This window comes from Methylorubrum salsuginis (assembly GCF_900114375.1).
GTDB lineage: Bacteria > Pseudomonadota > Alphaproteobacteria > Rhizobiales > Beijerinckiaceae > Methylobacterium > Methylobacterium salsuginis.
On record NZ_FOSV01000004.1, the window covers coordinates 205,428 to 229,607 of the forward strand.

Consider the following 24,180-nt stretch of genomic DNA (forward strand, 5'->3'; position numbering starts at 1 on the left):
GACCTACTTCGCCGACACCACCTCGACCGATCCGAACGCGGAGCGTCCGAACCGCTCGGGGCGGTACATGTCCTCGACGCTGGCGCCCGGATGGACGTAGGTGCCGGGCGAGACCACCCGCACCGTGTAGGCCGCCGAGAAGAACGCCGATTGCTCCGGCGTGCGGTCGTAGGCGGCGACGAACCGGTCGTCGCGGAACTCGGTGTGGACCGGCTGCACGTCGCTTTTCGCGAAGCTCAGGCCACTCAGCGCGTCCGAGTCCAGGAGCTTCGGATTGTCGATCTCCAGGCCCGCGGGCAGGCGATCGACCAGAAGCAGGCGCGCCGCGCTGGCCTTGGCCTCGGTCACCTTCAACACCACGACGAGGCGGTCGTTCTGGCGCAGGGGCTTGCCGGCCTCCACCGGGCTGCCGTCGAGGCGGTAGAAGCTCCGCTCGACCGTGTAGCCGTGGGCGGCGGCGGGCTCCGGCGCGATCGGATTGCCGGTGACGCCGACCGTCACCTGCACCGGCTCGCGGCCCTCGTTGACGATCCGCACCGGCCGCGCCTCCAGGGCGGGCGCCCGGTAGAGGCGGGAGAGCGGTCCGGTTTCGGCCTTGCCGTCGACCGAGAGCTTGAGGCCCTCCGATTCCTTGGCGAGACCTTGGGCGGCCAGCACCATCCAGGCGTTCTCCTGGGTGCTAGTGGTGCGGGCGTCCGTCCGCTCCTGGCCGATCACGGCGGCGACGGGCTGTAGCGTCTCGCGCGAAAACCCGGTCTCGGCCGAGAGCGCCAGCAGGGCGGCGCCGTCGCGCAGGCGCGAGCCGTAATCGGCGCGGTAATCGCCCTTGTCGCGACCGGCCCGGAGCGCCGTCACCGCCGCGTCGAACGCCTTTTGCGCCCGGCCGCGATCCCCGAGGAGGGCGAGCGCGGCGGCAAGCTGGCCGCGCCCGAGCGGGGTGGCGAAATCCTCGATCTTGGTGTCGGCGAGGTAGCGCAGGTCGCCCATCACCGGGCGGCCGTTTCGGGCGAGCACGTAGGCCGCATAGGCCAGGTCCATTCCGCCGTTCTCGACGTTCGTGGTGTTGGCGACCGTATTGCGCAGGCGGTCCAGCGCGCTGTTGAAGGCGGTCTGCGGCACCGCGAAGCCGCGTTCGCGGGCGCGGGTGAGGAAGTCGGTCACGTAGGCGTCGAGCCACGTGTCGCCGGCATTCTCCGTCGACCACAGGCCGAAGGCGCCGCTCGAATCCTGGCGCGCCAGCACCCGCTCGATGGCGCCGCGCACCCGCTCGTCCACCTGCCCGTCGAGGCCGAGCTTTTCGGAAGCTGCCAGGCCGTTGACGTAGAGGAGCGGGAGCGCCCGGCTCACCGTCTGCTCGGAGCAGCCATAGGGGTAACGGTCGAGGGATTGCAGCAGGGCGGCCACGTCGATCCCGGCCAGCCGGTTCGCCGCGACCGAGACCGCGCCAGTGCCCGGCAGGATGTCGGCGAGCAGGTCGGACGAGACGTCGAGGCCGGCGCCGGGCTCCAGCGGGCGCACGGTCCGGCGCACCAGGGCGCCGGTGCCGGGGCCGATGGCGAGCGCGAAGGACTGGCCGGCGCTGCCCTGGATGCCGGGGCCGGTGAGCGTCAGGTCGAGCCTTGTGAGGCCGGGGCCGGCGGCGGTGATCGGGATCACGAACTGCCCCTTGGCGCCGGCCTCCAGGCGCAGCGTCGAGCGCAGGGCCTCGCCCGCCACCACGACGGGACCCGATAGGTCGAGATCGACGGTGTAGTCGCCCGCCCCGCCCTCGACGTTGTCGAGCGCCACGAAGAAGCGCGAGCGGTCGCCGACATTGAGGAAGCGCGGCAGGGTGCCGGTGAGCACCACCGGATCGCGCACGATCACGTCGGCCTGGGCCTGACCCACGCGGGTCTTGGTCCAGGCGGTCGCCATCAGCCGGGCGGTGCCGTTGAAGGCCGGCAGGTCCAGCGGGATTTTGGCCGTGCCGTCGGCGCCCACCGTGACGACGCCGGAATAGAGCGCGAGCGGCGCCTGGGTCGGCGGCGTGTCGGCGAGTTCGGTCGCCCCGCCGTCACCGCCGGAGCGAATGGCGCCGAGCGTGCCCTGCATGCCGTCGATCAGGTAGCCGTAGAGGTCGCGGACCTCCGGCCCGAGCGCCTTCTGGCCGAAGAAGTATTGGAACGGGTTCGGCGCCTCGTAGCGGGTGAGGTTGAGGATGCCGACATCGACCGCGGCCAGCGTCACCCGCGCCTCCTCGCCGGCCTGGAGCCCGGCGATCTTGACCGGCACGGTCAGCGTGCCGCGGGGCCGCACCTTCTCCGGGGCTTCGAGCGAAACCGAGAGGCCGCGCTTCTCCTTGTCGATCGAGAACCACGCGAGCCCCAGCGCCCGGCCCGGCATGCGCTTGGCGGCTTGATCGAGCGGCCGGTAGGCGGTGGCGACGAGGTAGGCGCCGGAGCCCCATTCCGCCTTGACCGGGATATCGACGGTGGTGCCGCCCTCCGAGACCGTGACGTCGCGGATGTCGTGGACGCGGTCGCTCACCACCGCGAGCGTCGCCGTGCCGGCGAATTTCGGGACGAGGCGTGCTTTCAGCCGTTCGCCGGTGGCGTAGGCCGCCTTGTCGAGGGTGAGATCCAGAAGGTCGGGCACGTCGGCGCTCTCGGAGCCGCCCCAGCCGACGGAGAAACTCACGCTCACGGCGGCCTGCGGCTGGCCCGGCACGGTGGCTTCCAGGCGGTACTGCCCGAGGCCGACGGGGGCTGAAATGCGCGCAGGCGCATCGGCCGAGGTCGCGACGCGCCCGTCGGCGACGCGGCGGCTCGACTTCACCGGCTCGAAGCTCCAGCGCCCGTCCTCGCGGTACCATTGATAGGTCCGCTCGACCTTCGAGAGCGTCCAGACCACGCCGTCCTGCGGCAGGCGCCGCCCGTCGGGCGCGGCCATCACGAGGTCGAAGGTGGCGGTCGCCCCGTCCGACAGGTCGCCGCCGAAATTTTTTCGCAGGGCCAGGACCGGGGTGGAGGGCAGGATCGGCAGGGTGACGCTGCGGCTGAGCGCCCGCCCGCCCGGCTCGCCGACCGAGAGCGTGATCTTGGCCTCCAGCGGCCGGGGGGCGGCGAGTTCCTGCACCGGCACGGTGAGACTCGCTTGGCCCCGCGCGTCGGTGGTCGCCTTGGCATCGACCTCCGTGGTGGTGGCTTCCACCGCCTCGTCGTCGAGGCCGATGGAAAACCCTTCCAGGCCCTTGATGCCGGAGGTGGAGGCGGGCTGCACCGCGACCGCCGCCGACACGTCGAGGCCGGAGCCCGGCGCGCCGTAGAGGTAGCGGGCCGACACGTCGATCGTCGCGGGCTCGCCGCGCTTCAGCGTCGGGGTCTTGGGGGTGAGGCTGACTTCGAGCCGCTCGGGGACATAATCCTCGACGAGCCAGCTCGCCTCGCCGACCGGCGGCGCCTTCGGGTCGGTGTAGGCCGAGACCCGCCACGTGCCGTGCATCGCACCCGCCATCAGCGGCAGGGAGAGGGCGCGCCCGCCGAGGCCTTCGTCGGACACGGCCGCGCGGCGGTACTCGACGCCGTCCGGGCGCTTGACCACGAGGGTCAGCGGCAGGCCGCTCACCGCCGCGCCCTGCGGGTCGCGCAGCAGGGCGGTCAACTGCACCGTCTCGCCGGAGCGGTAGACGCCGCGCTCGGGGAAGACGTAGGCCTCCGCGCCTCCCGGCGCCGGACGGCCCTTCACACCGCGGTCGGACAGATCGAAGGCGCCCTGCGCCAGATCGAGGAAGCCGTAATCGTCGCCGATCTGCGCAACGACGAGGCCCGGCGCCAGCCCGCCCTCGCCGCGGGCCAACCCGCCGGGGAAGGCGGCGTGGCCCTGGCCGTCGGTCTTGGCGGTGGCCAGCACGTCGTTGTTGCGGGCGACGAGGCGGATCTCGGCGCCCGACACCGCCTTGGCGCTGGCGAGCGAGCGGGCCAGCACATGGACGCCGTCGCGGCCCTTGAAGGCGGTGAGCCCGAGATCGGAGACGACGAACCACTGCGTCGCCTGAGTCTCGTAGCCGCCCTCCTCGTCCGCCGCCGCATCGGTGGTGCCGGTGGGCTTGGCCAGCATCAGGTAGAGCCCAGGCTCGAGCTTGCCGACCGCCTGGAGCACGGGGAAGGCGGTCACCGCCTCGCGGTTGGTGTCGGCCTTCGCCGTATCGAGGGTGCCCTTCCAGACCCGCTGGCCCTTCTGATCGGCGATCGTTTTGGCCGTGGAGCCGCTGAGCTGGCTCAGGAATTCCTCCGAGCGGAGCGTCGGCAGCAGGCCGCGGTCACCGATGCGCAGCACCTCGACATCGAGTTTGGGCGTGTTCACCGAGACCAGCGGCACGCCGGCCTGTCCGGTGCGCGGCAGGACGTAGTTGCGGCCGGTGAAGCGGACCTGGGGCGAGCGGTCGCGAACGTAGACTTCGTAATCGGCCGGCTTCAGCAGAGTCTCGCCGACGGTCGAGGGCAGGCCCTGACGCAGGACGAAGGCGTAGCGCTCGGAATGCTTCAGGCCATCGACGCAGACCTGCTGGCCCTCCGCCGTCACTGCGGCGTTGCTCGCGCCGGAGACGGCGACGAAGGGGGCGTAGTCGGTCTTCGGGAGCAGGGCCTCCGAGAAGGTGAAGCAGACCCGCGGCGCGGCGGCGTCCGAATCGACCTTGTAGTCGAGGATGCGGAAGCCGTGCTCCTCGCGCAGTTTTTCGTAGGTCCCCCGCGTCGGCGCGTCGTCCTTGAGTGCGAGGCTCGCCCGGTAGGCCTCCATCGCCGGGCGCCACTCGGCCTGCGCGGCCTGGACCTCGCCGAGGCGCGCCAGCGCGCGGGCCTCGTCGGCGGGCGTCTTCGCCTTCAGGTAGCCCTGATAGGCCGCCGCCGCGGCGCGGCCCTTGAGCTTGAGCCGGGACGCATAATCCCCGCGCTCCTCGTCGGCACCCGCCGCTGCCGCCGTCCGGGCGTAGTCGAGCCAATTCCGAACATCGTTCGGGTCGGCCGCAATCGCTGCGGCGTAGGCGTTCATCTCGGCGTCGGGCTCGGCCTCCTCGCTCTTGGCGGCGGCCTCCGCCTCGCGGCGCCACTGGGTGGCGGGCTTGGCGCCGGGGGGCGCCTCGGCCTTCAGCGAAGCTTCCAGCCGGACGCCCGCGCTGGCGAGCGCCTCGCGCACGAAGGTCTTTTGCACCGGGGTCGTCGCGGATTTCGGCGGTGCTGCCGGGCGCGGCGCCTGGGCGGCGGCCGGCACGGCCACGGCCATGCTCATCAGGACGGCAAGGCGCCGGATACGGTTGCCCTGGGTCATGCGCGTCTCCCCGACCGGCACCGTTCGAGGCCGGCGCGGCGGGCGGCACGCTATCACTTGGCGCGGGCGCTGCAACGCTTGTCCCGGCTTGTGGGAGTGCGTCCGACCCGGGCATCATTGCTCCGACGCGCCTACCGCGTCGGAGCGGGTGACGGCGATGCGTGAGCGGACGGCAGCTTTGCGAACGGGCCTCGCGGTCTTCGCCAGCCTTGGCCTCGCGGCCTTGGCCAGCCTTGGCATCACGGCCTTGGCCTGCCTCGGCCTCGCGCTCGGGGCTGCGGCGCAGGGTGTATCCGCGCCGGCTCCGAAGCCGGCCGCGCCCACGCCCGACCCCGCCTTCGAGGCGGCGCGGGCGGCGTTCGAGGCGCTGCCGGAGGCCGAGCGGCGCGCGATGCAGGACGCGCTGGTCTGGACCGGCGACTACAACGGCGTCACGACCGGCGGCTTCGGGCGCCGGACTTTCGAAGGAATCGCCACCTACCAGCGGCGCACCGGCGCCGCGCCCACCGGCCAGCTCGCCGCCCCCGAGCGGGCGGCGCTCGCAACGGCAGCGGAGGCGGCGCGCAAGGCGGCGCGGTTCCGGGTCCAGACGGATGGGGCGAGCGGCGCCGTCATCGGCGTGCCGGAGCGGCTGCTGTCGAAGCGCAGCCTGATGCCCGGCGGCACCCGCTGGCAGAGCGCCGACGGGCGCGTGACCCTGGACACCCGCTCCTTCCCGCCCGGCACGACCGATCTCGACGCCCTGTTCGAGCGCGCCACCGCCGCGAGCCCGGAGCGCAAGGTCACCTACAAGCTGAAGAAGCCGGATTTCATCGTCGTCACCGCCGAGACCGCGGTTGGGCGCTCCTATGTCCGCTACGCACTCGGCGAGGCCGGCATCCGCGGCTTCGCCCTGGGCTACGACCGGGCGCTGGCGAGCGAGGTCGAGCCCCTGGTGATCGCGGTGGCGAACAGCTTTTCGCCGTTTCCCGCGGACGGCGTGTCGCCGTCGGTCGCGGCGGCGCCGCCGGCCGCAGCGGTGGCGCTCCCTAAGCCGGCGCCGAATCCGGGACCCGGCCTCGCCGCGGCGCCGGCTCTGGCACCGCCTTCGAGCGAGGCGCGGGCCTCCGCGACCGGATTGAACCTCGGCGGCGGGCGGGTGCTGACGGCGGCCTCCGCCCTGGAGAACTGCCCGGCGCCCCGAATCGGCGGGTTGCCGGCCCGGAGCGAGGGGGGCGGCCCCGGGGTGGTGCTGCGGGTCGAGGGGCTCGGCGGCGGCATGGCGCCGGCCCTGCGGACGGAGGCGCCCGGCGCGGACGAGGCCTTGCTGGTGCTCGCGGCGGAAGCGGGGGGCGGGCGCAGCGTCGCCCCCGGCATCGCCGGACCGGGCGGCGTGTTCGCGCCGCTTCAGCCGGGCGCGGGCGGCGCACCCGTGCTCGACCGGGCGGGGCGCCTCGTCGGCCTCGTGGCGCGGGCGCCCGCGGGCCCACGTCTGATCGCCGGGGTCATGCCGCCGACGCGCTATCCGATGGTGCCGGCGAGCGCGTTGGCCGAAGTGTCGAAGGGAAGTGGGACGACCCCCGTCGCGACCCCGCCTGTCAGGGCCGCCGCGCCGGTTCTCGGTGCGGTGGTCGGGATCGTATGCGGGCGCTGAGGGGAGCCGTTCAGTCGAGGACCACGGCGACGAGGGAGAACAGGCCGGCCAGCAGCAGGTTGCAGGCGATGAGGACGACGACCGTCATGGGACGCTTTTGACTTTCGAGGGAGGTCGGGAAGGCGCGCCACCCAGGCGGTAGCCCGAGAAGCTTGACGATGTGTTCCCTCCGGTCCGATTGCGGCGGCGGCGGGGCCTGAGGTGCCCGAAAGCGGTGCAGGGAGAGCACACTCATCCCCTCATCGTCCGTCACGCTTGAACCGCTCGTGAACCGGCTGTCGCCCGGCGGCCACAGTCTCGCCTGTACGAGTCCGGTAGGCCCCTGCGCCGCAAATTCGGCAAGGTTTCGTTAACGGATGCGGTTTCGCGGATGTGCCGTTTCGAGACAGTGGCGACATGATCTCCCTGAGCGAATCCCTTCTGAGCGCGGCGAGCCTGCTCGGGCTCGGTGCGCTCGCCGCCCGCCTGCCCGAAGTGCCGCCGGAGGCCGAGCCCGAGAGAAGGAATCTGTCGCCCGATGCGGTGACGCCGGACGATCCCTTCTTTCTTGCGGTCGCCGAGGCGCTGCAGGAAGCGGGCTATCTGGATTCCTGAAAATCCGGCGATTAAGCCTCGCCGACATCCGGCGCCCGATCTGGGGCCGGAGCCGGAGGTTTTAATCGCATGACCGCATCCCACGACGTCCAACCGCGGGTCTCGCAGGACGTTCTGGCCGCGGTCGGCGGCACGCCGCTGATCCGCCTGCGCCGTGCTTCCGAGGAAACCGGCTGCACCATCCTCGGCAAGGCCGAGTTCCTCAATCCCGGCCTGTCGGTGAAGGACCGGGCCGCCCTTTCGATCGTGCGCGACGCGGAAGCGCGCGGGCTGATCCGGCCGGGCGGCACCATCGTCGAGGGCACGGCGGGCAACACCGGGATCGGGCTGGCCTTGGTCGCCTCGGTGCGCGGCTACCGCACCGTCATCGTCATCCCGGAGACCCAGTCGGCGGAGAAGAAGGAGACGCTGCGGCTCGCGGGCGCCCGTCTCGTCGAGGTGCCCGCCGTCCCCTTCGCCAACCCGAACAACTACGTCCACGCCGCCCGCCGCCTCGCCGAGCGGCTGGCCGAGACGGAAGCGGCCGGCGCCTTCTTCGCCGACCAGTTCGACAACGTCGCCAACCGCCGCGCCCATATCGAGGGCACCGGCCCGGAAATCTTCGCGCAGACCGAGGGCAAGGTCGACGGCTTCGTCTGCGCCGCCGGGACCGGCGGCACGCTGGCGGGTGTCGCCGAGGCTTTGCGGGCCGCCAAGCCCGAGGTGAAGATCGCGCTGTCCGACCCGGAAGGCTCGGCGCTGCACAGCCTCTACAGCACCGGCACACTCAAGGCCGAAGGCTCCTCGATCACCGAGGGCATCGGCCAGGGCCGGGTGACGAAGAACCTCGAAGGGTTCGCGCCCGATCACTCCTTCCGGATCCCGGACGCGGAAGCGCTGGAGATCGTCTTCCGGCTGATGCGGGAGGAGGGGCTGTCCCTCGGCGGCTCCTCGGGAATCAACGTGGCCGGCGCGATCCGCCTCGCCCGCGCCTTGGGCCCCGGCCACACCATCGTGACGATCCTGTGCGACGGGGCGGCGCGCTACGCCTCGAAGCTGTTCAATCCGGCCTTCCTCAAGGAGCGCGGCCTGCCGACGCCGGATTGGCTCGGCGCGGCGGCGGGCGATCTGCCGGACTGGCGGGCCTGAAGGTTACCCCCGCGTCTTTCCGAGACGGGCGATCAGGGCTTCGATGCGCTCGCCGACGGGTTCGGTGAGGCAGCCGGCGTAGAGGCTGCGCAGGTTCTTGCCGAGATGGCGGCGCACGCCCTGGCTGAGCGGCGGGACGGCGTCGCCCGCCGTCGACTTCGTCTCGGTGACCGTCTTCGTCACGGATCGTCTCCCGTCCGGCCCCTCGAAGACCGTACTTTGGCAGGAGACGGTTAAGGCGGGTTTTACCGGGATCGTTGACGGACGGTTCACCGTGGGGCGCCCGGAGGCTCGTGTCGCATCGGCCCGAAAGCCGGCGGCCACCGTTCGGGCCGATGCTCCGGACGCGAAACGGCGCCCGATCCTCCCGGATCGGACGCCGTTTCGAGGCTCCTGAAAGGACGCCTACCGCGTCGAGGGCAGCAGCAGGTCCGGCAGCCAGAGGGCGATGCCCGGCATCAGGCAGAGCAGGACGATCGCCACGGCCATCAGGATCACGAAGGGCAGCGTGCCCCAGATGATGTCCTTCAACGGGATGTCGGGGGCGATGTTCTTGATGACGAAGATGTTGAGGCCCACCGGCGGGTGGATCAGGCCCATCTCCATGGTGATCGTCATCACCACGCCGAACCAGACGAGGTCGAACCCGGCGGCCTTCAACGGCGGCAGGATGATCGGCGCCGTCATCAGGATGATCGAGACCGGCGGCAGGAAGAAGCCCAGCGCGATCACCAGCGACAGGATGGTGGCGAGCAGCACCCAGGGCGAGAGCTGCATCTCGACGATGGCCTGCGCCGCCGCCTGGGAGATGTGGAGGTAGCTCATCACGTAGGCGTAGAGGAGCGACATGCCGATGATCAGCATCAGCATGGTCGATTCCCGCAGCGTCGCGGTCAGGATCGGGTCGAGGTCGCGGAAGCGCCAGACGCCGTAGATCACCGCGATGAGCGCCAAGGCCAGCAGGCCGCCGAGCCCCGCCGTCTCGGAGGGCGTGGCGTAGCCGCCGTAGAGCGCGACCATGACGCCGGTGAGCAGCACCACGAAGGGCAGCACCCGCGGCAGCGTCGAGAAGCGCTCGCGCATGCTGTAGGTGTCTTCCTTCAGGATCGGGTGCTGCGTTCCCGTCCGCTCGTAGGCCGCCTTGGCGGCGGCGAACTCTGAGCGGAAGCGGAACACCGACCAGCCGGCAAACAGCGCGACCAAGAGGAAGCCCGGCCCGATGCCGGCGAGGAACAGGCGGCCCAGCGACTGCTCGGCGGCGACCGCGTAGAGGATCATGGTGATCGAGGGCGGCAGCAGGATGCCGAGGGTGCCGCCGGCCGCGATGATCCCGGCGGCGAAGCCCGGCGAGTAGCCGCGCTTGCGCATCTCCGGAATGCCGGCCGAGCCGATCGCCGAGCAGGTCGCGGGCGAGGAGCCGGCCATGGCGGCAAACAGCGCGCAGGCGAAGACGTTGGCGATGCCGAGGCCCCCCGGGATGCGGTGCATCCAGGCATGCATCGCCGAGTAGAGATCCTGGCCGGCGCGGGACCGCCCGATCGCCGCGCCCTTCAGGATGAAGAGCGGGATCGACAGGAGCGTGATCGAGGCCATCTCCTCGTAGACGTTCTGCGCCACCGTATCGAGCGAGGCGGCGGGCATGAACACGTACATGAAGGCGAGCGCCACGAAGCCGAGCGCGAAGGCGATGGGGATGCCCGACAGCATCGCCCCCAGCGTCGCCCCGGCATAGAGGAAGCCGATCGCGGCGGTGCTCATCGGTGTCCCCCCGTCTTGGTGTGGAGCGGAGCGCCCGAGAGGGCGGCCGCGTCGTCGCGGTTCTTGTTGAGGTCGGCGCCCATGCCGACTTTGCGACCGGCGAAACCCGCCGCCCACGGCCCGTAGAGCACGGCTTGCGAGATCTGCAGGACGAACTGGATCGTCAGAAGGGTCATGCCCGCCGACATCAGCACGTAGGGGATCCAGAGCGGCGGTCCCCAGGTCGATTGCGAGATCTGGCCGTCGACCCAGGCCTCGTGGAACAGGCTCCAGCTCTTCCAGGCGAAGAAGGCCACGAAGGCGAGGCTCACCACATCGACGAGGATGAGGCGCACCCGGTTGACCGCGGGCGAGAGCAGGCCGGTCAGCGCCTCGATGGCGACGTGGCCGCGCTTGGCCTGCACGCCCGCCGCCGAGAGGAAGGTCGCGCCGACGATCAGAAACACGGCGGTCTCGTCCTGCCACTCGGTCGGCTCGTGCAGGACGTAGCGGATCACCACCGAGTAGCTGAGGACGAGGCAGGCCGCGACGAGGGCGATGCCGCCGCAGACCAGGATGGCGTGGTTGAGCCGGCGCAGCGTCCGGTCGATGACCCCGAGGAGGCCGGGAACGCGCGGTTCCTCGGCCTTGCGGGTCTCGGAGGCGGCCGAGGCCGCGTCGAAGGCGTGGCTCACGCGACCTGCTCCGCCAGCTTGAGGAGCTCGGCGCAGGAGGCGTTCTTGTTGGCGAAGTCCTTCCAGGCGGTGTCGCGGGCGATGTCGCGCCACTTGCCCAGCGTCGCCTCGTCCATGTGGACGACCTTGGCGCCGGCCTTGGAGAAGACCTCCTCGACCTTGGTGTCGTCGGCCTTGGCGCCTTCCTGCCCGAAACTCTCCAGCTCGGCACCGACCGCCATGATCAGGTCCTGCTGGTCCTTGGGCAGGCCCGAGAACACGATCTTGGACATCATGATCGGCTCCAGCATGAACCAGTAGGAGCGCTCGCGGCCCGAGGTCAGGGCCTTTGAGATTTCCTCCAGGCGGAACGAGATCAGGCTGGTGGAGGAGGTCAGGACCGCGTCGCAGGCGCCGGTCTGCATCGCGGCGTAGGATTCGTTCGAGGGTAGCGACAGGGTCGCGGCACCCGCCTGCTTCATCATCAGGTCCATCTCGCGCGAGCCGCCGCGGACCTTCATGCCCTTGGCGTCCTCAGGCGTCAGCAGCGGGCGCTCGCGGCTGGCGACGCCGCCGGCCTGCCAGACCCACGAGACGAGGACGATGCCCTTGGCGTCGAGGATCTCGGTGAGCTTCTTGCCGACCGGCGCACTCTTCCAGGCCACGGCCTGGGCGTAGGAGGGCACCAGGGCCGGCATCAGGCCGATATTCATCTCGGGCACCTCGCCGCCCGCGTAGGGCGAGGGGTAGAGCGAGAGGTCGAGCGCCCCTTTGCGCATGGCGCTGAACTGCGCGTTGGTCTTCATCAGGGACGAGCCGGGATAGACCTGCACGTCGAGCGCCCCCTTCGAGCGCTCCTTCACCGCGGCGGCGAACTTGCGGCACATCCGGTCGCGGAAATCGCCCTCGTCGATCGAGCCGCCGGGGAACTGATGCGAGATCTTGAGGGTCGTGGCCGCGCGGGCGGAGCCGCGGCCGAGCGTCAGCAGGGCCGGCGCGGCGAGCCCGGCCGCGAGGAGGTGGCGGCGGCTCAGCGTCATGGCGTTCGTCATGGCGTTTCCTTCCGAAATCCGCTTTCGCGAATGCGCGCGCGGTCGCTGCTTTTGCAGCTTTTTGTGCGCTGCAATATATTCTTGCTGCGCAACATAATATACAAGATCGCGCCATCTTGCATATTTTGTCAACCGCTCCGAATATGGCTCGGCACAAAATCGCCGACGAGCCGTCCCCATGAATCAGACCCAGCGCCTGCGGCAGACGATCGAGGACGAGATCGTTGACGGTCGCCTCGCCGTGGGCGCGCGTCTCGACGAGACCCAGCTCGCCGAGCGGTTCGGGGTGTCGCGCACGCCGATCCGCGAGGCGCTGCTGCAACTGGCCGCCACGGGCCTCGTCGAGACCAAGCCGCGCAAGGGCATGGTGGTGAGCGCCCCCGAGCCGGGGCATCTGCTCGAGATGTTCGAGACGATGGCGGAACTGGAGGCGTCCTGCGGGCGGCTCGCCGCGCGCCGCCTCACGCCGGAATTGGAGACCGAGCTGAACGCCGCCCTCGACGCCTGCCGCCGCGCCGCGGCCGAGGGCGACCCGGAGGCCTATTACGGCGAGAACTACGTGTTCCACACCGTGATCTATCGAGCCTGCCGCAACGCCTTCCTGTGCGGGCAGGCTTTGGCGCTGCACCGGCGCCTCTCGCCCTATCGGCGGCTGCAACTGCGCACCCGTCACCGGGTGGCGCAGTCGCTGTCCGAGCACGAGGCGGTGGTGGCCGCGATCCGGGCGGGCGACGGCGCGACGGCGGCCGAGCAACTGCGCCGCCACGTGCTGATCCAGGGCGACGGGTTTTCAGAGCTTGTGGCCAACCTGCGGGCCCTCGACACCAGCGCGGCGTGAGGGCCCGCCGGAACTTCAGAACGAGGCCCGGATGCCGCCGAACACGCTTCGGCCGATTCCGGGATAGTAGATCGCCGAGGCTGCATTCGGCGCCAGCGCCAGCACCGAGATGTCGGAGATGTATCGCTCGTCGGTCAGATTGCGGGCGTCCACGAACAGCGAGACGCCGTTCGAGAAGTCGATGCCCGTCTGCACGTTGAAGAGCGCGTAGCCCGGCACCCGTTGCGCGTTGCCATGATCGGCAAAGGCCCCCTGCGGCACCCAGTCGATCGAAGGCGTGAGATAGAATCCGCTCGGATGGGCGTAGCTCAGAACCGTGCGCAGCACGTCCTGCGGGATGCCGGCGATGCGGTTGTTGACGTAGACCGGGTCGCCGACGAAGCGGAAGTCGTTGTGCGTCCAGATCTGCGTGAGGTTTAGGCGGTCGCCGATGCCGGTGAGGTCGCGCGAGAGGTCGTATCCGAGCGCCGCCTCGATGCCCTGGTGCCGGGTGCGCGGCGCGTTGAAGGTCGCCGCCGGCACGCCCGCCGCGCTGGCCGTGGCCGTGTTGAAGTTGATCAACGTGTCGCGCACCTCGGCCCGGTAGAGCGTCACGTCCCAGGTCCAGCTTTCGAGCCGGCCGCGGGTGCCGGCCTCGTAGGTCCAGGCGCGCTGCGCCTTGAGCGGCACGAAGGTCGTGCCCGCCGTGTTCATTTGCGCGAGGTCCGAAAAATCCGGCACGTCGGCCGAGCGGGTCGCGTCGGCGAAGACCTGTACGGTCGGCAGCGGCTGCCACAGCAGGCCGACCTTCGGGTTCACGCCCTCGTAGGTCGCGTCGGCGTAGCGCGGGACCGGATTCAGCGGCGGGAAGCCGCCCTTGTTGCTGTAGGTGCGGTTCGAGGAGAAGGCCTTGGCCCCGGTCATCAGCGCGAGGTCGGGCAGGAACCAGAACCGGTTCTCGGCATAGGCCTCGTAGTTCGAGGCGCTCTGGACAGCGCGCAGGGTCTGGGCGCCGCGCAAACCGGCGACGTTCTGGAATTGCCGGGCATCGTTGATCCCGGCGAACGCCCGCAGGCCGAGGAGCAGGTCGTTGCGATAGCCCGCGATATCGAAGGTGCCGGACCAGTGGGGCGAGACGCCGTAGGTCCAGCCGTCCTGATCGATCACCTGAAAGATCGGATGGTAGAGGTTCTTGTGGATCGCCCAGGAATCGATGTCGAGGCGGCCGACATCGAGTTCGAACGAGGTGCGGTTGGCGATCCGCTCGGCCTGCACCTTTCGCGATTGGTTGTTGTTCACCGCGTTGAGGTTGGCGACGCTCGGGTTCGTCAGCGCCGTGTCGAGGGTCAGCGTGCCGGGCAGCTTCTGGTCTGTGTCGTAGAGGCCGACATAGAACCGCGTCTCGATGCCCGGCGCGATCCGGTAGCCGAGATTGGCGTTGAAGTTCTGCGTGCGCTGGGTCTCGTGGGTTCGATAGCCGTCCGAGTTCGTCAGCGTGCCGGAGATCAGGAAGTCGGCCGGACCCGAGATGCGCGAGAACTGGAAGCTCTCGCGGAAGGTGTTGAAGCTGCCGGCCTCGAAGCGGAGGATGTTGGGCGCGAGCGCCGTGTAGGCGGTCGGCGTCACGAAGTTGACCGCGCCGCCGAGCGTGGTGGCGCCGAAACTGAGCGCGTTGCCGCCCTTGAACACCTCGATGGAGCGCAGGGCCAGCGGATCGATCTGGTAGAAGTCGCCGCTGCCGTCGGCGAGGTTGAGCGGAATGCCGTCCTGCAACAGCTCGATGCCGCGCACGTGGAAGCCGCGGGCGATGCCGGAGCCGCGGATCGAGAGCCGCATCTCCTGACCGTAGCGGGTCTGCACGAACACGCCGGGCACGTCCTTGAGCACGTCGCGCACGGTGTTGGCGTAGGTGTTCTGGTAGGCGGCGGCGTCGACGAAGGCGACCGAGCCGACGGTGGATTCCACGGCCGCCCGCTGGGCGGCGAGGCTCGGCACGGTCAGCGAGCCGGCTGTCTCGCGGGGATCGGGGCGGCGTTCGCCGGCGACGCTGATCTCGGCCAGGGTCGTCGCACTGCCGGGCGGGGCTTGCGTGCGGCCGGGCGGGGCCTGGGCGATGGCGGGGGAGACGGTCGTCAGGCAGGCGAGCACAGGCAGGGCGGCACGCGGCGCGCCCCGTCGGGAAGAGGTCATGGCTGGACAGGTCCGTGGTCTGAAGGATCGGGAAGGGGCGATCGATCAGGCGACGGGGGGCGCTCGGACGCGGGGACGGGTGCCCGGCGGGGCGCGGGGAGAGGCGGTGACTTCGGGGCGCCAAGCGACCCGGTGAACCGGGGTGACCGGCCAGACGACGGCGGTGGCGACCGTCGGCGGAAGGGCCGGTGCGGTCACCGCGTGGGCGGCGGGGCAGCAGGGCAGGTGGGCGTGGGCCGGATGCTTCGACGATCCGTCGGCCTCCCCCGCCTCGGGGGCGCAGAGGATGTGCGCGGGCCCGAAGTTTCCCACGAAGGCGGCCTGGCCCAGCAAGGCCTGCAGGGCGAGCGCGTAGAGCGCGGCCACGGCGACGACCGCGCGACACGCGGTCCATCCGGGCAGGCGCCTTCGCATCGGGCCAGCTAGAGTCAAGCTTGGCCGTACGTCAATGCGGATCCGCGCGGCGGCCGCGCGATTTCCATCTCCGGGACGGCCGCTCAGCTGGGGCGCCCGCCCGCGACGAGCCGATGCAGTTGCTTGAGGGCGAGGGGGTGCCCGGCCCCGAGATCGAGCGGGCCGACGAAGCCGCCGTCGCGGTCCATCATGTAGACCATCAGGCTGTGCTCGATGGTGCTGCCCCCGCCAGCCAGCGGCACCCGCTTCACCTCGGCGCGGTAGGCGCGCGTCACCCGCTCGATCGCCTCGGGGCTGCCGGTCAGGCCGGTGATGCGCTCGCTGAACGAGGCCATGTAGTCGCGCATCACCTCCGGCGTGTCCTGCTCGGGATCGACGGTGACGTAGTAGGCCTGAAGGTCGCCCCCCTCCTTCGCGAAGGCGTCGAGCAGGTTGCCGAGGTCCGCCAGCGTCGTCGGGCAGACATTGGGGCATTGGGTGAAGCCGAAGAATACGAGGAACGGCTTGCCCAGAAGCGTGCGCGAATCGAGCACGCCGCCCTTCGAGGAGTCGAGCCGGAACGAACCGCCCACCACCGAGATCGGCGGGGGCTTCGGCCCCCGCGGCAGGAACGCCACCGTCGTCCCGACGATGGCGGCGAGCCCGAGGGCGAAGACGGCGAGGATCAGGCCGCCGCCCCGCTGCGCCCGGGGGCGCTCGGGCTCAGTGGGCATGGTCATGGTCGTGTCCCTGATCCGGCCCCTTGGCCGCCAATCCCTCGACGACGAACTCCACCGGCACCGTGCCGGCCTTCTCGAAGGTGAGGGTGCCGGCGACGCGCTCGCCCTTCTTGAACGGCTGCTTCAGGTCGAGGAACATCAGGTGGTTGCCGCTGGGCGCCAGCGTCAGCGTGGCGCCGGGCGCGATCTCCAGGCCGTTGGGGAGCGGGGCCATCTTCATCACGCCGTTCTCCGTCGACATGGAGTGCAGCTCGGCCCGGCCCGCCGCGGTGATGCTCGCGCCGGTGAGGCGGTCGGGGCTCGCGCCCGTATTGGTGACGCTGAGATAGCCCGCCGCGACCTTGGCCCCGCCCGGCGTCGCGCGGGACCAGGGATGGTCGATCTTCAGCGGGCCCGCCTTGTAATCGTGGGCCGAGAGCGGGCCCGCCGACAGGGCGGCGAGGGCGAGCGCGAGGGCGGCAAGGCGCGAGGGACGAAGGCGCATGGTCTGTCTCCGGTCGTGGGCGCTCCGGGCGTCGGCCGCGGGGCGCGGAGGCGTCGGGAAGAGATGGGGAGGCCGTGGGAACGGCCGGGGCGGACGCGGCGTCGCACGCCGGTCCCGGCTCAGTGATGATGGGCGTGGCCACCGCTCTCGGGCGCCGCGCCGGGGGCTTGGGCGGTGGGCCCCTGCGCTCCGATCGGCGCGACCGTGAAGGTCACCGGAACGGCGCCGGCCCGCTCGAAAATGAGCGTGCCGGGCACGGACTCGCCGGCCCGCAGGCCGTCGCTCAGGTCGAGGAACATCAGGTGCAGGCCGCCGGGCTTGAGCGCCACGCTCTCGCCGGGCGCGATGGACAGGCCCCCTTCGACCGGGGCCATCTTCATCACGCCGTTCTCCGTCGACATCGAATGGATCTCACCCCGCCCGGCTCGGGCGATGGTGGCGCCGGTCAGCCGGTCGGGCTCGGTGCCGGTGTTGCGCACGGTCACGTAGCCGCCCGCGACCTTGGCCCCGCCGGGTGTGGCGCGCAGCCACGGCGACTCGACGGCCAGGGCACCGGTCCTGGCCGCCGCCTCGGCCTTGACGGGGGCCGGCGCGGTCGTGTTGGCGGCGACGATCCGCACGGCGGGGGCGGGCGTCTTGAGGGCACGGGCGCCTTCGCCCTGCGCCGGAACCTCGCTCCAACGGTAACCGCCCTCGGTGCAATCCTGCTCGACGGGGAAGTAGATCGTCGCCCCCGGCGCGAAATCGTCCGAGACGCGGGCGAGGAAGGTGAATTCGTCGACCTGATCGTCGGGCAGGCTGCCGCCGCTCCACGTGATCGTGGTGACGCCTTCGCTGACGGTGCCGTGGAACGACGGGTAGGCTTTCGCATAGGCCGAGCGCGTGGTGGCCAGCGTCCACCCGGGCTTGGGCATCGGCTTGGCCCCGGTCACGCCCTCCGGGATCGTGACGCTGACCCGGGTGGTCGGCTTGCCGTCGCAGCCGTGCATGATCTGGACGACGCCGCGATAGGCGGCGTTGGGCGCGGCCTCCTTGCGCTCCAGCACGGCATGGGCCGAGGCGGCGGTGACGAAGACGGGCAGAAGGACGAGGGCGGCCGGCAGGGCGGCGCGCGGGCGGGCGTGGGGCATGGGCGATCCGAAAAGAAGCTGATGTCGAAGGTCGCACGCGGCTCGCTCGGCCGGCACTTTCGGCCGGCTCGGCCGGGGAGAGCGCGCGGGGCGCGATCCCGCGATGGCCGCGCGGACGGCCTGCGGGAGAGGCGGGATCAGGCGAGCGGCGGCGCGCGGGCGCTGGCGATCAGGAAGGGCGGTGCGCGGGCGGCGAGGCGGGTGCGCGCCCGCCAGTCGGTCGCCGTCGCGTCCGACTCGCGCCGGGCCGGCGAACTCGCCAGCGCCGGCGGCGGGGCGGCGGACGGGGTGTGGCTCGCCGCATGGCAGCAGGCGGCGTGGGGCGGGAGCGTTGCGGACTGGCTCTCGGGCGCCGCCTCGGCCTGGGCGGCGCAGAGGAGACCGGACGCACCCGTCACCGGCAGCGTCGCGATGCCCCCGAGCAGGGCCTGGAGCACCAGCGCATAGAGCGCGACGACGGCCGTGAGCGCGCGCAGGCGGCGCGGCGCACGCCCGGTCCGGTCGCGGTGGTTCGTCGGCATGATCCAAGACCTAGAACAGCCGCGTGCGGGCCGCCAGCGGATTCGCGTCGCAGGCCGGGCGAGCGCCCTGCCTCCGGTCCGGCCTCGCGCAGCGGCAGCCGCGGCGCGCCGCGCTCCGGGCGTCCCGAACACGGGAAGCCCTCTTGGCCGCTATCCGTGACTCCAGCGCCCCACCCGCGCGGTCACGTGCGCCACGGCACCAGGGGCGCCACAATATGGCCCGGAACGGCATGGCTTCTTAACGCTAAGACCCCGACAACGGCGGCACGAGGACTTGGCGGGACTGTCGTCCCGGCCGGACCCACCGAACCGCACCTTCATCCAGAGCCCCGGATCGATGCTGAAGACCGCGCGCCCCACCCGTTCCCTCGCTTTCGCTCTGGCGGCGGCCACGCTGCTGGCCGGGCCGGCCCTCGCCCGCGAGCCGGGCTTCGCCCAGGCCGAGTGGGCGCAGGACTATTCCTCGCCCTCGACCATGCAGGTGACGCGCTCCTCGACGCCGATCCTGTCGCCGCAGACCATCGCGGCCACCGAGGCGATGGTCGAGAAGTACCGCGCCATCGTCGCCCGCGGCGGCTGGCAGCCGGTCTCCGGCGCGGCGGGTCTGCGCGTCGGCTCCCGCGGCCCGGCGGTCGCCGCCGTGCGCCAGCGCCTGATCGTGACGGGTGACCTCGACGCCAACGCGGGTGGCGCGGGCGTCTACGATTCCTACGTCGCGGCGGGCGTGAAGCGCTTCCAGGCCCGCCACGGCCTGTCGCAGACCGGCCAGATGAGCCCGGCCACCCAGGCGGCGATGAACGTCCCGGCCGACATCCGCCTGCGCCAGCTCGAGACCAACGTGATCCGCCTGCGCTCGTATTCGGGCGATCTCGGCCGGCGCTTCGTCATCACCAACATCCCGGCCGCTCTGGTGCAGACGGTCGAGAACGGGCAGGTCGTGACCCTGCACGCCGCGGGCGTGGGCAAGATCGACCGCCAGTCGCCGATCATGAACACCAAGGCGGTGGAGATCAACTTCAACCCGACCTGGACGGTCCCGGCTTCCATCGTGAAGAAGGACCTGATCCCGAAGATGCAGAAGGATCCGAACTACCTCACGGACAACAAGATCCGCATCCTCTCGGGCGGCCAGGAGATCTCGCCGCGCCAGGTCAACTGGAACTCGGACGAGGGCACTCGTTACACCTATCGCCAGGATTCGGGCGCCGACTTCAACTCGATGGGCGTGGTGCGCATCAACATCCCGAACCCCTACGGCGTGTTCATGCACGACACCAATTCCCGCGGCGTGTTCGGCGACGACTTCCGCTTCATCTCCTCGGGCTGCGTCCGCCTGCAGAACGTGCGCGAATACATCACGTGGCTGCTGAAGGAGACCCCCGGCTGGGACCGCGCCGCGGTCGAGCGCGCGGTGGAAGGCGGCCAGCGCATCGACGCGCGCCTCGCCCAGCCCGTGCCGGTCTACTGGACCTACATCACCGCCTGGGCGACCCCGGAGGGCACCGTCCAGTTCCGCGACGACATCTACAAGCGCGACGGCGTCAACGTGCCCTCGACCCTCGAGGCGCCGACCCCGGTCGCCAGCGCCGCCGCGACCCAGCCCGAGACCTTCGAGCCGGGCGACGAGTAAGGCCGAGCGGCTCGGTCTCTCCCGTTTCCCTCGTTGGGCCCCGGCGGATGTCTGTCCGCCGGGGCTTTTTCATGGGCGGATCCATGGGTGGACGACTCGTCCGGGCCCGCGATGGATCGCAAGCCGCCGGCCCCGTCGTGGAACCGCCACACTCTCCGAAAATGCGCCCCTCGGCGAGGTCGGTCGCCGCCGGCTTGCGCCTTGAGACAGCATGCCGAGTCCGATGTCCAAGACGTTGCCTCAACCCCGTGTGGGTTTCCTGCGCGGTGAGGGATTAAAGGCGAGGGCGCCCGCGTTAACTCGACATGGTGCCAGATCGCATGCGCTCGAAACGCCCCGAAATCGTCGATCTCCTCGTGCCGTTGCGGCGCTACGCCCGCTCGCTCACACGGGACGCGATCAAGGCGGACGACCTCGTCCACGACACTCTGGTGCGCGCGCTCGAATCTCGTGCCAACCTGCGGCCGGATACGAACCTGCGCACCTGGATGATGACGGTGCTCCACAACGTCTTCATCGACGACCAGCGCCGCAAGCGGGTCGAGGCCCGGCACGCCGATGTGCTGGTCCAGCTCTCCGACGATGTCGCGCTGCCCGCCCAGGAGGGTCAGGTGCGGCTCATGCAGATCCGCAAGGCCTTCGAGAGCCTGCCCGAGGAACAGCGCGCCGCGCTCCACCTCGTCACCCTGGAAGGCATGGCCTATGCCGACGCGGCGGAGGTGCTCGGCATCCCGATCGGCACCCTGATGTCGCGGCTCGGCCGCGGTCGCGCGGCGCTCCGCGCCTTCGAGGAGGGCAGCCGCAAGTCGCGGGGCTCGGCCTCCGCGTCCGACGAGCCCTCCGAGCGAGGACGACCGCATCTGCGCATCGTCGGCCGGGAAAGCGCCGCCTGATCCGGCGTTTCAGGATGCGAGAGACGACGAGAGCGCTCCCGGTGCGAGGGGGCGAAGGAAGAGGCATCGGGCCAGAAGGTCGAAAGGCTTGGCTGGCGGAAAGGACAATCGGAGTGGGCTGATGGTCGACCCGATCACGCAAACCGATCTCATCGCCTATGTCGATGGCGAACTCGACCCGATGCGCCGCGTCGAGGTCGAAGCGCATCTCGCGCGCCATCCCGAGGACGCCGTCGTGGTGATGGCGGACCTGCGGGACCGCGACGCCCTGCGCGAGGCCTTCGCGCAGCCGGTCGCGCTGCCGATGTCCGGCGGCCCCGAGCGCCTGCGCTCCGGCGCCCGCCGCATCGACCGGGCGCTGGCGTGGCAGCGGGTCGGCAACCGCCTGCGCCGGGCCGCCGCCATCGCCGTCCTCGTCGGCGCCGGCTGGCTCGCGCATACCGAGATCGGCACCTTCGGCGTGCCGATCTCCATCGCCTCGCCGATCGACCCGGCCCTGGCCGAGGAGGCGCAGCAGGCGCGCGAAGCGGTGCAGATCCGGGCTCGCACGGTCTCGCAGCGCGCGAGCGCGGCCTATGACACCGCCGATCTCGAAGCCGCCACCGGCATCGATCTGCCGGAGATGCCGAACGGCTGGGTCGTTCGCGACGTGCAGATCTTCCCCGGCCGCCACGGCACCGGCGTCGAGATCGAGATCGAGGCGAAGGACATCGGCGAGCTGTCGCTCTTCGCCAAGCGCAGCAGCGGCACGGTCGTCCCCGAGGGCAGCGAGCCGGTGACCCGCTCGGGCGACGGCACCACCGCCTACTGGCGCAACGGCCACACCGCCTACGCCCTCAGCGGCCCGCGCGACGAGCCCGGCCTGCACGCCGCCGCCGCCCGCCTCGCCTCCCTACGCCACTGATCCGAACCGCGCCGTCGGCGCTTCACGTCCCGAGCCCCGTTCCGGATTTCCCGATCCGGCGCGGGGCTTTGCGTCTCCGCCGATCACGGTCGCGGGATTGGCCCTACCCATTCCCGGCCCGCGCCTTATTCCCGTTGTGTTCGCCGCAGCCTCGGGTCCATGCGCGTCCTCGGCCTTCTCGTCCTCGCCTTTGCCGGCCTCTACGGCGTCGCCGTGCTGTCCCTTGCCCTGGGGCAGCGGCGGCTGATCTATCCGGGGGCTTGGCTGGAGCGCCCGTCCGCCGCGGCGGTCGCCGGGGCCGAGGCCATCACGCTGCACACCGCCGACGGCGAGAGCCTGCACGCGCTCTGGCGGCCGCCGCTGCCGGGCTGCGGCGTCGTCGTGAGCTTCCACGGCAACGCCTCCGTGCCGGAGCCCCATGCGGAGCGCTTCTCCGAGGCCGCGTGGCGGCAGGGCGGCTGGGGCGTCCTGGCCCCGTCCTATCGCGGCTATCCGGGTTCCACCGGTCGCCCGAGCGAGGATGGTCTGATTCGCGACGGCATCGCCGCCTACGTCGCCGCCGCCGAGCGGGCGCCTGGCGCGCCGATCCTGCTGCACGGACATTCCCTCGGCGCCGCCGTCGCCGTCGCGGTGGCCGAGCGGGCGCCGCATCTCGGGCTTTATCTCGAAGCCCCGTTCGACTCGATGAGCCACCTCGTCGCCTTGCGGTTCCCGTTCGTGCCGAGCCGCTGGCTGCTCGCCGACACCTATCGCTCGGACCGCCGCATTACCGGCCGCACCGAGCCGGTGCTGATCGTCCAAGGCACGCACGATCCCGTCGTGCCGGCCAAGCTCGCCGCGCGGCTCGCCGCCGCCGCCGGCCCGTCGGCGCAGTTCCGCTTGATCCCCGGCGACCACGTGTCGATCCTGGGCGAGGCCGACGCCGAGGCCGAGGCGCTGTTCCGTGCCCGGCTGAAGGAGCGGTGCGGCGCCGGGTCGGCTCAGGCGGCGGCGCCCTGAGCCGTCAGCCGCAAGGCCGCAGCGGCGGCGTCTCCATCGCCCGCCGGGCCATGCGGTAGGTCATGTCGTGCGAGGCCAGCGTGTCGGCGATGAACCGGTCGAGGGCCGCCGAGCCCCGCGGGGTCAGTCCGAGGCCGACCGGACCCCGGCGCACGACGAGGCCGTGCGCCTCCGCCGCGATCAGCACGTTGCGGACATGCGAGCGGGAGAAGCCGAAGCGCGGCTTCAGCCCGGCGAGGGCGCTCTCGCGCACCGGGGCCGTCGGGTCGGCGGCGCTCGCCTCCGCCAGCATGAGCAGCACATGCACGCCGTTGTTCATCGAGAGGAACGGCAGAAGGTCGGTGTTGGCCGCCAGGAAGCCTCCGATGACGGGGAACATCGTCGTGGCGACGCCGCGCTGCGCCCGCTGGAAGGCGGGGTCGCGGGCGAGCGCCGGACCGTACCCGGTCTCGGGATAGAGCTGTCGGAGCACGCCGTAATAGGAGGCGATGACCTCACGGTCCCAGGCGAGAAGAGACTCTCTGGGACGCAGCAGCCGCACGCGTCCGTCCTCGGGCGGGCGCTCCAGAGTGAGGTGGCCGGTCGTCACGAGGCGGGCGACGATCTCGTCGTTCTGCCGCGGGCTCGTCAGGCCGAACACCGCGACCGATTGCTTGAAGCGCGCCAGCGTCGGCCAGGTCGCCCGGTCCGCGGGATCGAAGACGGCATCATTGCAGATGATGGCACCGAGCGCGGCCACGCGGCCGGCGGTGCTCTGCCACTGTCCCGGCAGCGCGGTGATCTCGTACTGCGCCGTGGTGGCGGCGATGTAGACGGGCCGCATCCGCGCGAAATCCGGATGGCTCAGGATTTCGCCGGTGGTGCGGTGGTCGATCTCCGGAAGGAAGCGCCGGAACAGCGAACCGTCCAGTTCTGCCCCGCCGCGACCTTCCTGCTCCCCTTGCACCCGTCGTCTCTTCCGGTCTGTCCGGAGAGCGGCGGGAACACCCGTCACTCCCCTGGCCGATTCGAGGCCGGTTCGTTGGAGAGCCCGGCGGGCGCTCATCCGTCAAGGGGAGCCGGACGCATCGACCGGGGCCAGCGTTTCGAGCGACGGCCCTGACGCGCCTACGCGTTCTTGCGCCCGCGATGATCCGGATCGATCCCGCCTTCCGGGGTCGTCTCGTTCTCCACGTCGCCCTCGAAGGTCGCGTCGGCCTCGATGTCCGCCGGGTCGGTGCCGGCCAGACCCTTGGACTGGCCGATGCCGGGATTGCCCTTGAGGTCGGCGTCGGTCGGGGTGTCGGTCTTGAGGTGCTTCGACATCCTCGGATCTCCTTCCAGCGTGAGACCGGGCAACCTCACCCCGCGGGCGCCG

General features: G+C 71.3%; 22 protein-coding genes. 8 read left to right on the forward strand and 14 right to left on the reverse strand.

The window, feature by feature from the left end; translation table 11 throughout:
- Window positions 1–3 precede the first annotated feature (3 nt).
- Window positions 4–5,304 (reverse strand): alpha-2-macroglobulin family protein, encoded by a 5,301-nt coding sequence (locus tag BM140_RS07710; protein WP_091943686.1) that lies wholly within the window; start codon window positions 5,302–5,304, stop codon window positions 4–6.
- 157 nt (window positions 5,305–5,461) lie between these two features.
- Here BM140_RS07710 and BM140_RS07715 point away from each other — a divergent pair, with 157 nt between their 5' ends.
- A complete protein-coding gene (locus BM140_RS07715) occupies window positions 5,462–6,937 on the forward strand; it encodes a trypsin-like peptidase domain-containing protein (RefSeq protein WP_091943688.1) in 1,476 nt (491 codons plus the stop codon).
- A gap of 10 nt (window positions 6,938–6,947) precedes the next feature.
- Here BM140_RS07715 and BM140_RS07720 read toward each other — a convergent pair whose 3' ends face one another.
- A complete protein-coding gene (locus BM140_RS07720; RefSeq protein WP_091943690.1) occupies window positions 6,948–7,172 on the reverse strand; it encodes a hypothetical protein in 225 nt (74 codons plus the stop codon).
- Between the two features lie 161 nt (window positions 7,173–7,333).
- Here BM140_RS07720 and BM140_RS07725 point away from each other — a divergent pair, with 161 nt between their 5' ends.
- Window positions 7,334–7,531 (forward strand): hypothetical protein, encoded by a 198-nt coding sequence (locus BM140_RS07725; protein WP_091943692.1) that lies wholly within the window; start codon window positions 7,334–7,336, stop codon window positions 7,529–7,531.
- 69 nt (window positions 7,532–7,600) lie between these two features.
- Entirely contained in the window at window positions 7,601–8,659 is a 1,059-nt protein-coding gene (locus BM140_RS07730) for a cysteine synthase A (RefSeq protein WP_091943694.1), read from the forward strand.
- 3 nt (window positions 8,660–8,662) lie between these two features.
- Here BM140_RS07730 and BM140_RS07735 read toward each other — a convergent pair whose 3' ends face one another.
- The 4 genes from BM140_RS07735 to dctP form a co-directional block, all read right to left on the reverse strand.
- Window positions 8,663–8,842 carry a hypothetical protein gene (locus BM140_RS07735; protein WP_091943696.1) on the reverse strand — a complete coding sequence of 60 codons (180 nt, stop codon included), beginning with the start codon at window positions 8,840–8,842 and terminating at the stop codon, window positions 8,663–8,665.
- Between the two features lie 222 nt (window positions 8,843–9,064).
- On the reverse strand, window positions 9,065–10,417 hold the full coding sequence (locus tag BM140_RS07740; RefSeq protein ID WP_091943698.1) for a TRAP transporter large permease: 1,353 nt from the start codon (window positions 10,415–10,417) through the stop codon (window positions 9,065–9,067).
- On the reverse strand, window positions 10,414–11,091 hold the full coding sequence (locus tag BM140_RS07745) for a TRAP transporter small permease (protein WP_091943700.1): 678 nt from the start codon (window positions 11,089–11,091) through the stop codon (window positions 10,414–10,416). Before BM140_RS07745 ends, BM140_RS07740 begins: the two co-directional genes overlap by 4 nt.
- On the reverse strand, window positions 11,088–12,110 hold the full coding sequence (dctP, locus tag BM140_RS07750) for a TRAP transporter substrate-binding protein DctP (protein WP_091943827.1): 1,023 nt from the start codon (window positions 12,108–12,110) through the stop codon (window positions 11,088–11,090). The genes BM140_RS07745 and dctP overlap by 4 nt, the downstream gene beginning before the upstream one ends.
- Before the next feature lie 190 nt (window positions 12,111–12,300).
- Between dctP and BM140_RS07755 the strand changes: the two genes are divergently transcribed.
- Window positions 12,301–12,960 (forward strand): GntR family transcriptional regulator, encoded by a 660-nt coding sequence (locus BM140_RS07755; protein ID WP_091943701.1) that lies wholly within the window; start codon window positions 12,301–12,303, stop codon window positions 12,958–12,960.
- A 15-nt stretch (window positions 12,961–12,975) separates the two neighbouring features.
- Here the strand turns inward: BM140_RS07755 and BM140_RS07760 are convergent, their stop codons facing one another.
- The 6 genes from BM140_RS07760 to BM140_RS07785 form a co-directional block, all read right to left on the reverse strand.
- Window positions 12,976–15,129, reverse strand: a complete 2,154-nt coding sequence (locus BM140_RS07760; RefSeq protein WP_091943703.1) for a TonB-dependent receptor family protein — start codon at window positions 15,127–15,129, stop codon at window positions 12,976–12,978.
- Window positions 15,130–15,174: 45 nt separating this feature from the next.
- A complete protein-coding gene (locus BM140_RS07765; RefSeq protein ID WP_342030025.1) occupies window positions 15,175–15,495 on the reverse strand; it encodes a hypothetical protein in 321 nt (106 codons plus the stop codon).
- Between the two features lie 131 nt (window positions 15,496–15,626).
- Window positions 15,627–16,262, reverse strand: coding sequence for an SCO family protein (locus tag BM140_RS07770; protein WP_091943707.1), 636 nt, complete (start codon window positions 16,260–16,262; stop codon window positions 15,627–15,629).
- Window positions 16,246–16,746: a copper chaperone PCu(A)C gene (locus BM140_RS07775; RefSeq protein ID WP_091943709.1), complete on the reverse strand. Its 501-nt coding sequence runs from the start codon at window positions 16,744–16,746 to the stop codon at window positions 16,246–16,248. Before BM140_RS07775 ends, BM140_RS07770 begins: the two co-directional genes overlap by 17 nt.
- A gap of 119 nt (window positions 16,747–16,865) precedes the next feature.
- Window positions 16,866–17,876, reverse strand: a complete 1,011-nt coding sequence (locus BM140_RS07780) for a DUF1775 domain-containing protein (protein ID WP_091943711.1) — start codon at window positions 17,874–17,876, stop codon at window positions 16,866–16,868.
- Window positions 17,877–18,013: 137 nt separating this feature from the next.
- On the reverse strand, window positions 18,014–18,397 hold the full coding sequence (locus tag BM140_RS07785; RefSeq protein ID WP_091943713.1) for a hypothetical protein: 384 nt from the start codon (window positions 18,395–18,397) through the stop codon (window positions 18,014–18,016).
- Window positions 18,398–18,734: 337 nt separating this feature from the next.
- Here BM140_RS07785 and BM140_RS07790 point away from each other — a divergent pair, with 337 nt between their 5' ends.
- The 4 genes from BM140_RS07790 to BM140_RS07805 all read left to right on the forward strand — a co-directional run bounded on the left by BM140_RS07790 (window position 18,735) and on the right by BM140_RS07805 (window position 22,823).
- Window positions 18,735–20,027: a L,D-transpeptidase family protein gene (locus BM140_RS07790; protein WP_091943715.1), complete on the forward strand. Its 1,293-nt coding sequence runs from the start codon at window positions 18,735–18,737 to the stop codon at window positions 20,025–20,027.
- Window positions 20,028–20,347: 320 nt separating this feature from the next.
- Window positions 20,348–20,920, forward strand: coding sequence for a sigma-70 family RNA polymerase sigma factor (locus BM140_RS07795; RefSeq protein WP_091943717.1), 573 nt, complete (start codon window positions 20,348–20,350; stop codon window positions 20,918–20,920).
- A 121-nt stretch (window positions 20,921–21,041) separates the two neighbouring features.
- On the forward strand, window positions 21,042–21,824 hold the full coding sequence (locus tag BM140_RS07800; RefSeq protein WP_091943719.1) for an anti-sigma factor family protein: 783 nt from the start codon (window positions 21,042–21,044) through the stop codon (window positions 21,822–21,824).
- Between the two features lie 159 nt (window positions 21,825–21,983).
- A complete protein-coding gene (locus BM140_RS07805; protein ID WP_091943721.1) occupies window positions 21,984–22,823 on the forward strand; it encodes an alpha/beta hydrolase in 840 nt (279 codons plus the stop codon).
- A gap of 4 nt (window positions 22,824–22,827) precedes the next feature.
- Here the strand turns inward: BM140_RS07805 and BM140_RS07810 are convergent, their stop codons facing one another.
- Together BM140_RS07810 and BM140_RS07815 are read right to left on the reverse strand one after the other, a co-directional pair.
- Entirely contained in the window at window positions 22,828–23,769 is a 942-nt protein-coding gene (locus BM140_RS07810) for a hypothetical protein (protein ID WP_091943723.1), read from the reverse strand.
- Between the two features lie 161 nt (window positions 23,770–23,930).
- Window positions 23,931–24,128 (reverse strand): hypothetical protein, encoded by a 198-nt coding sequence (locus tag BM140_RS07815; protein ID WP_091943725.1) that lies wholly within the window; start codon window positions 24,126–24,128, stop codon window positions 23,931–23,933.
- Window positions 24,129–24,180: the final 52 nt, after the last annotated feature.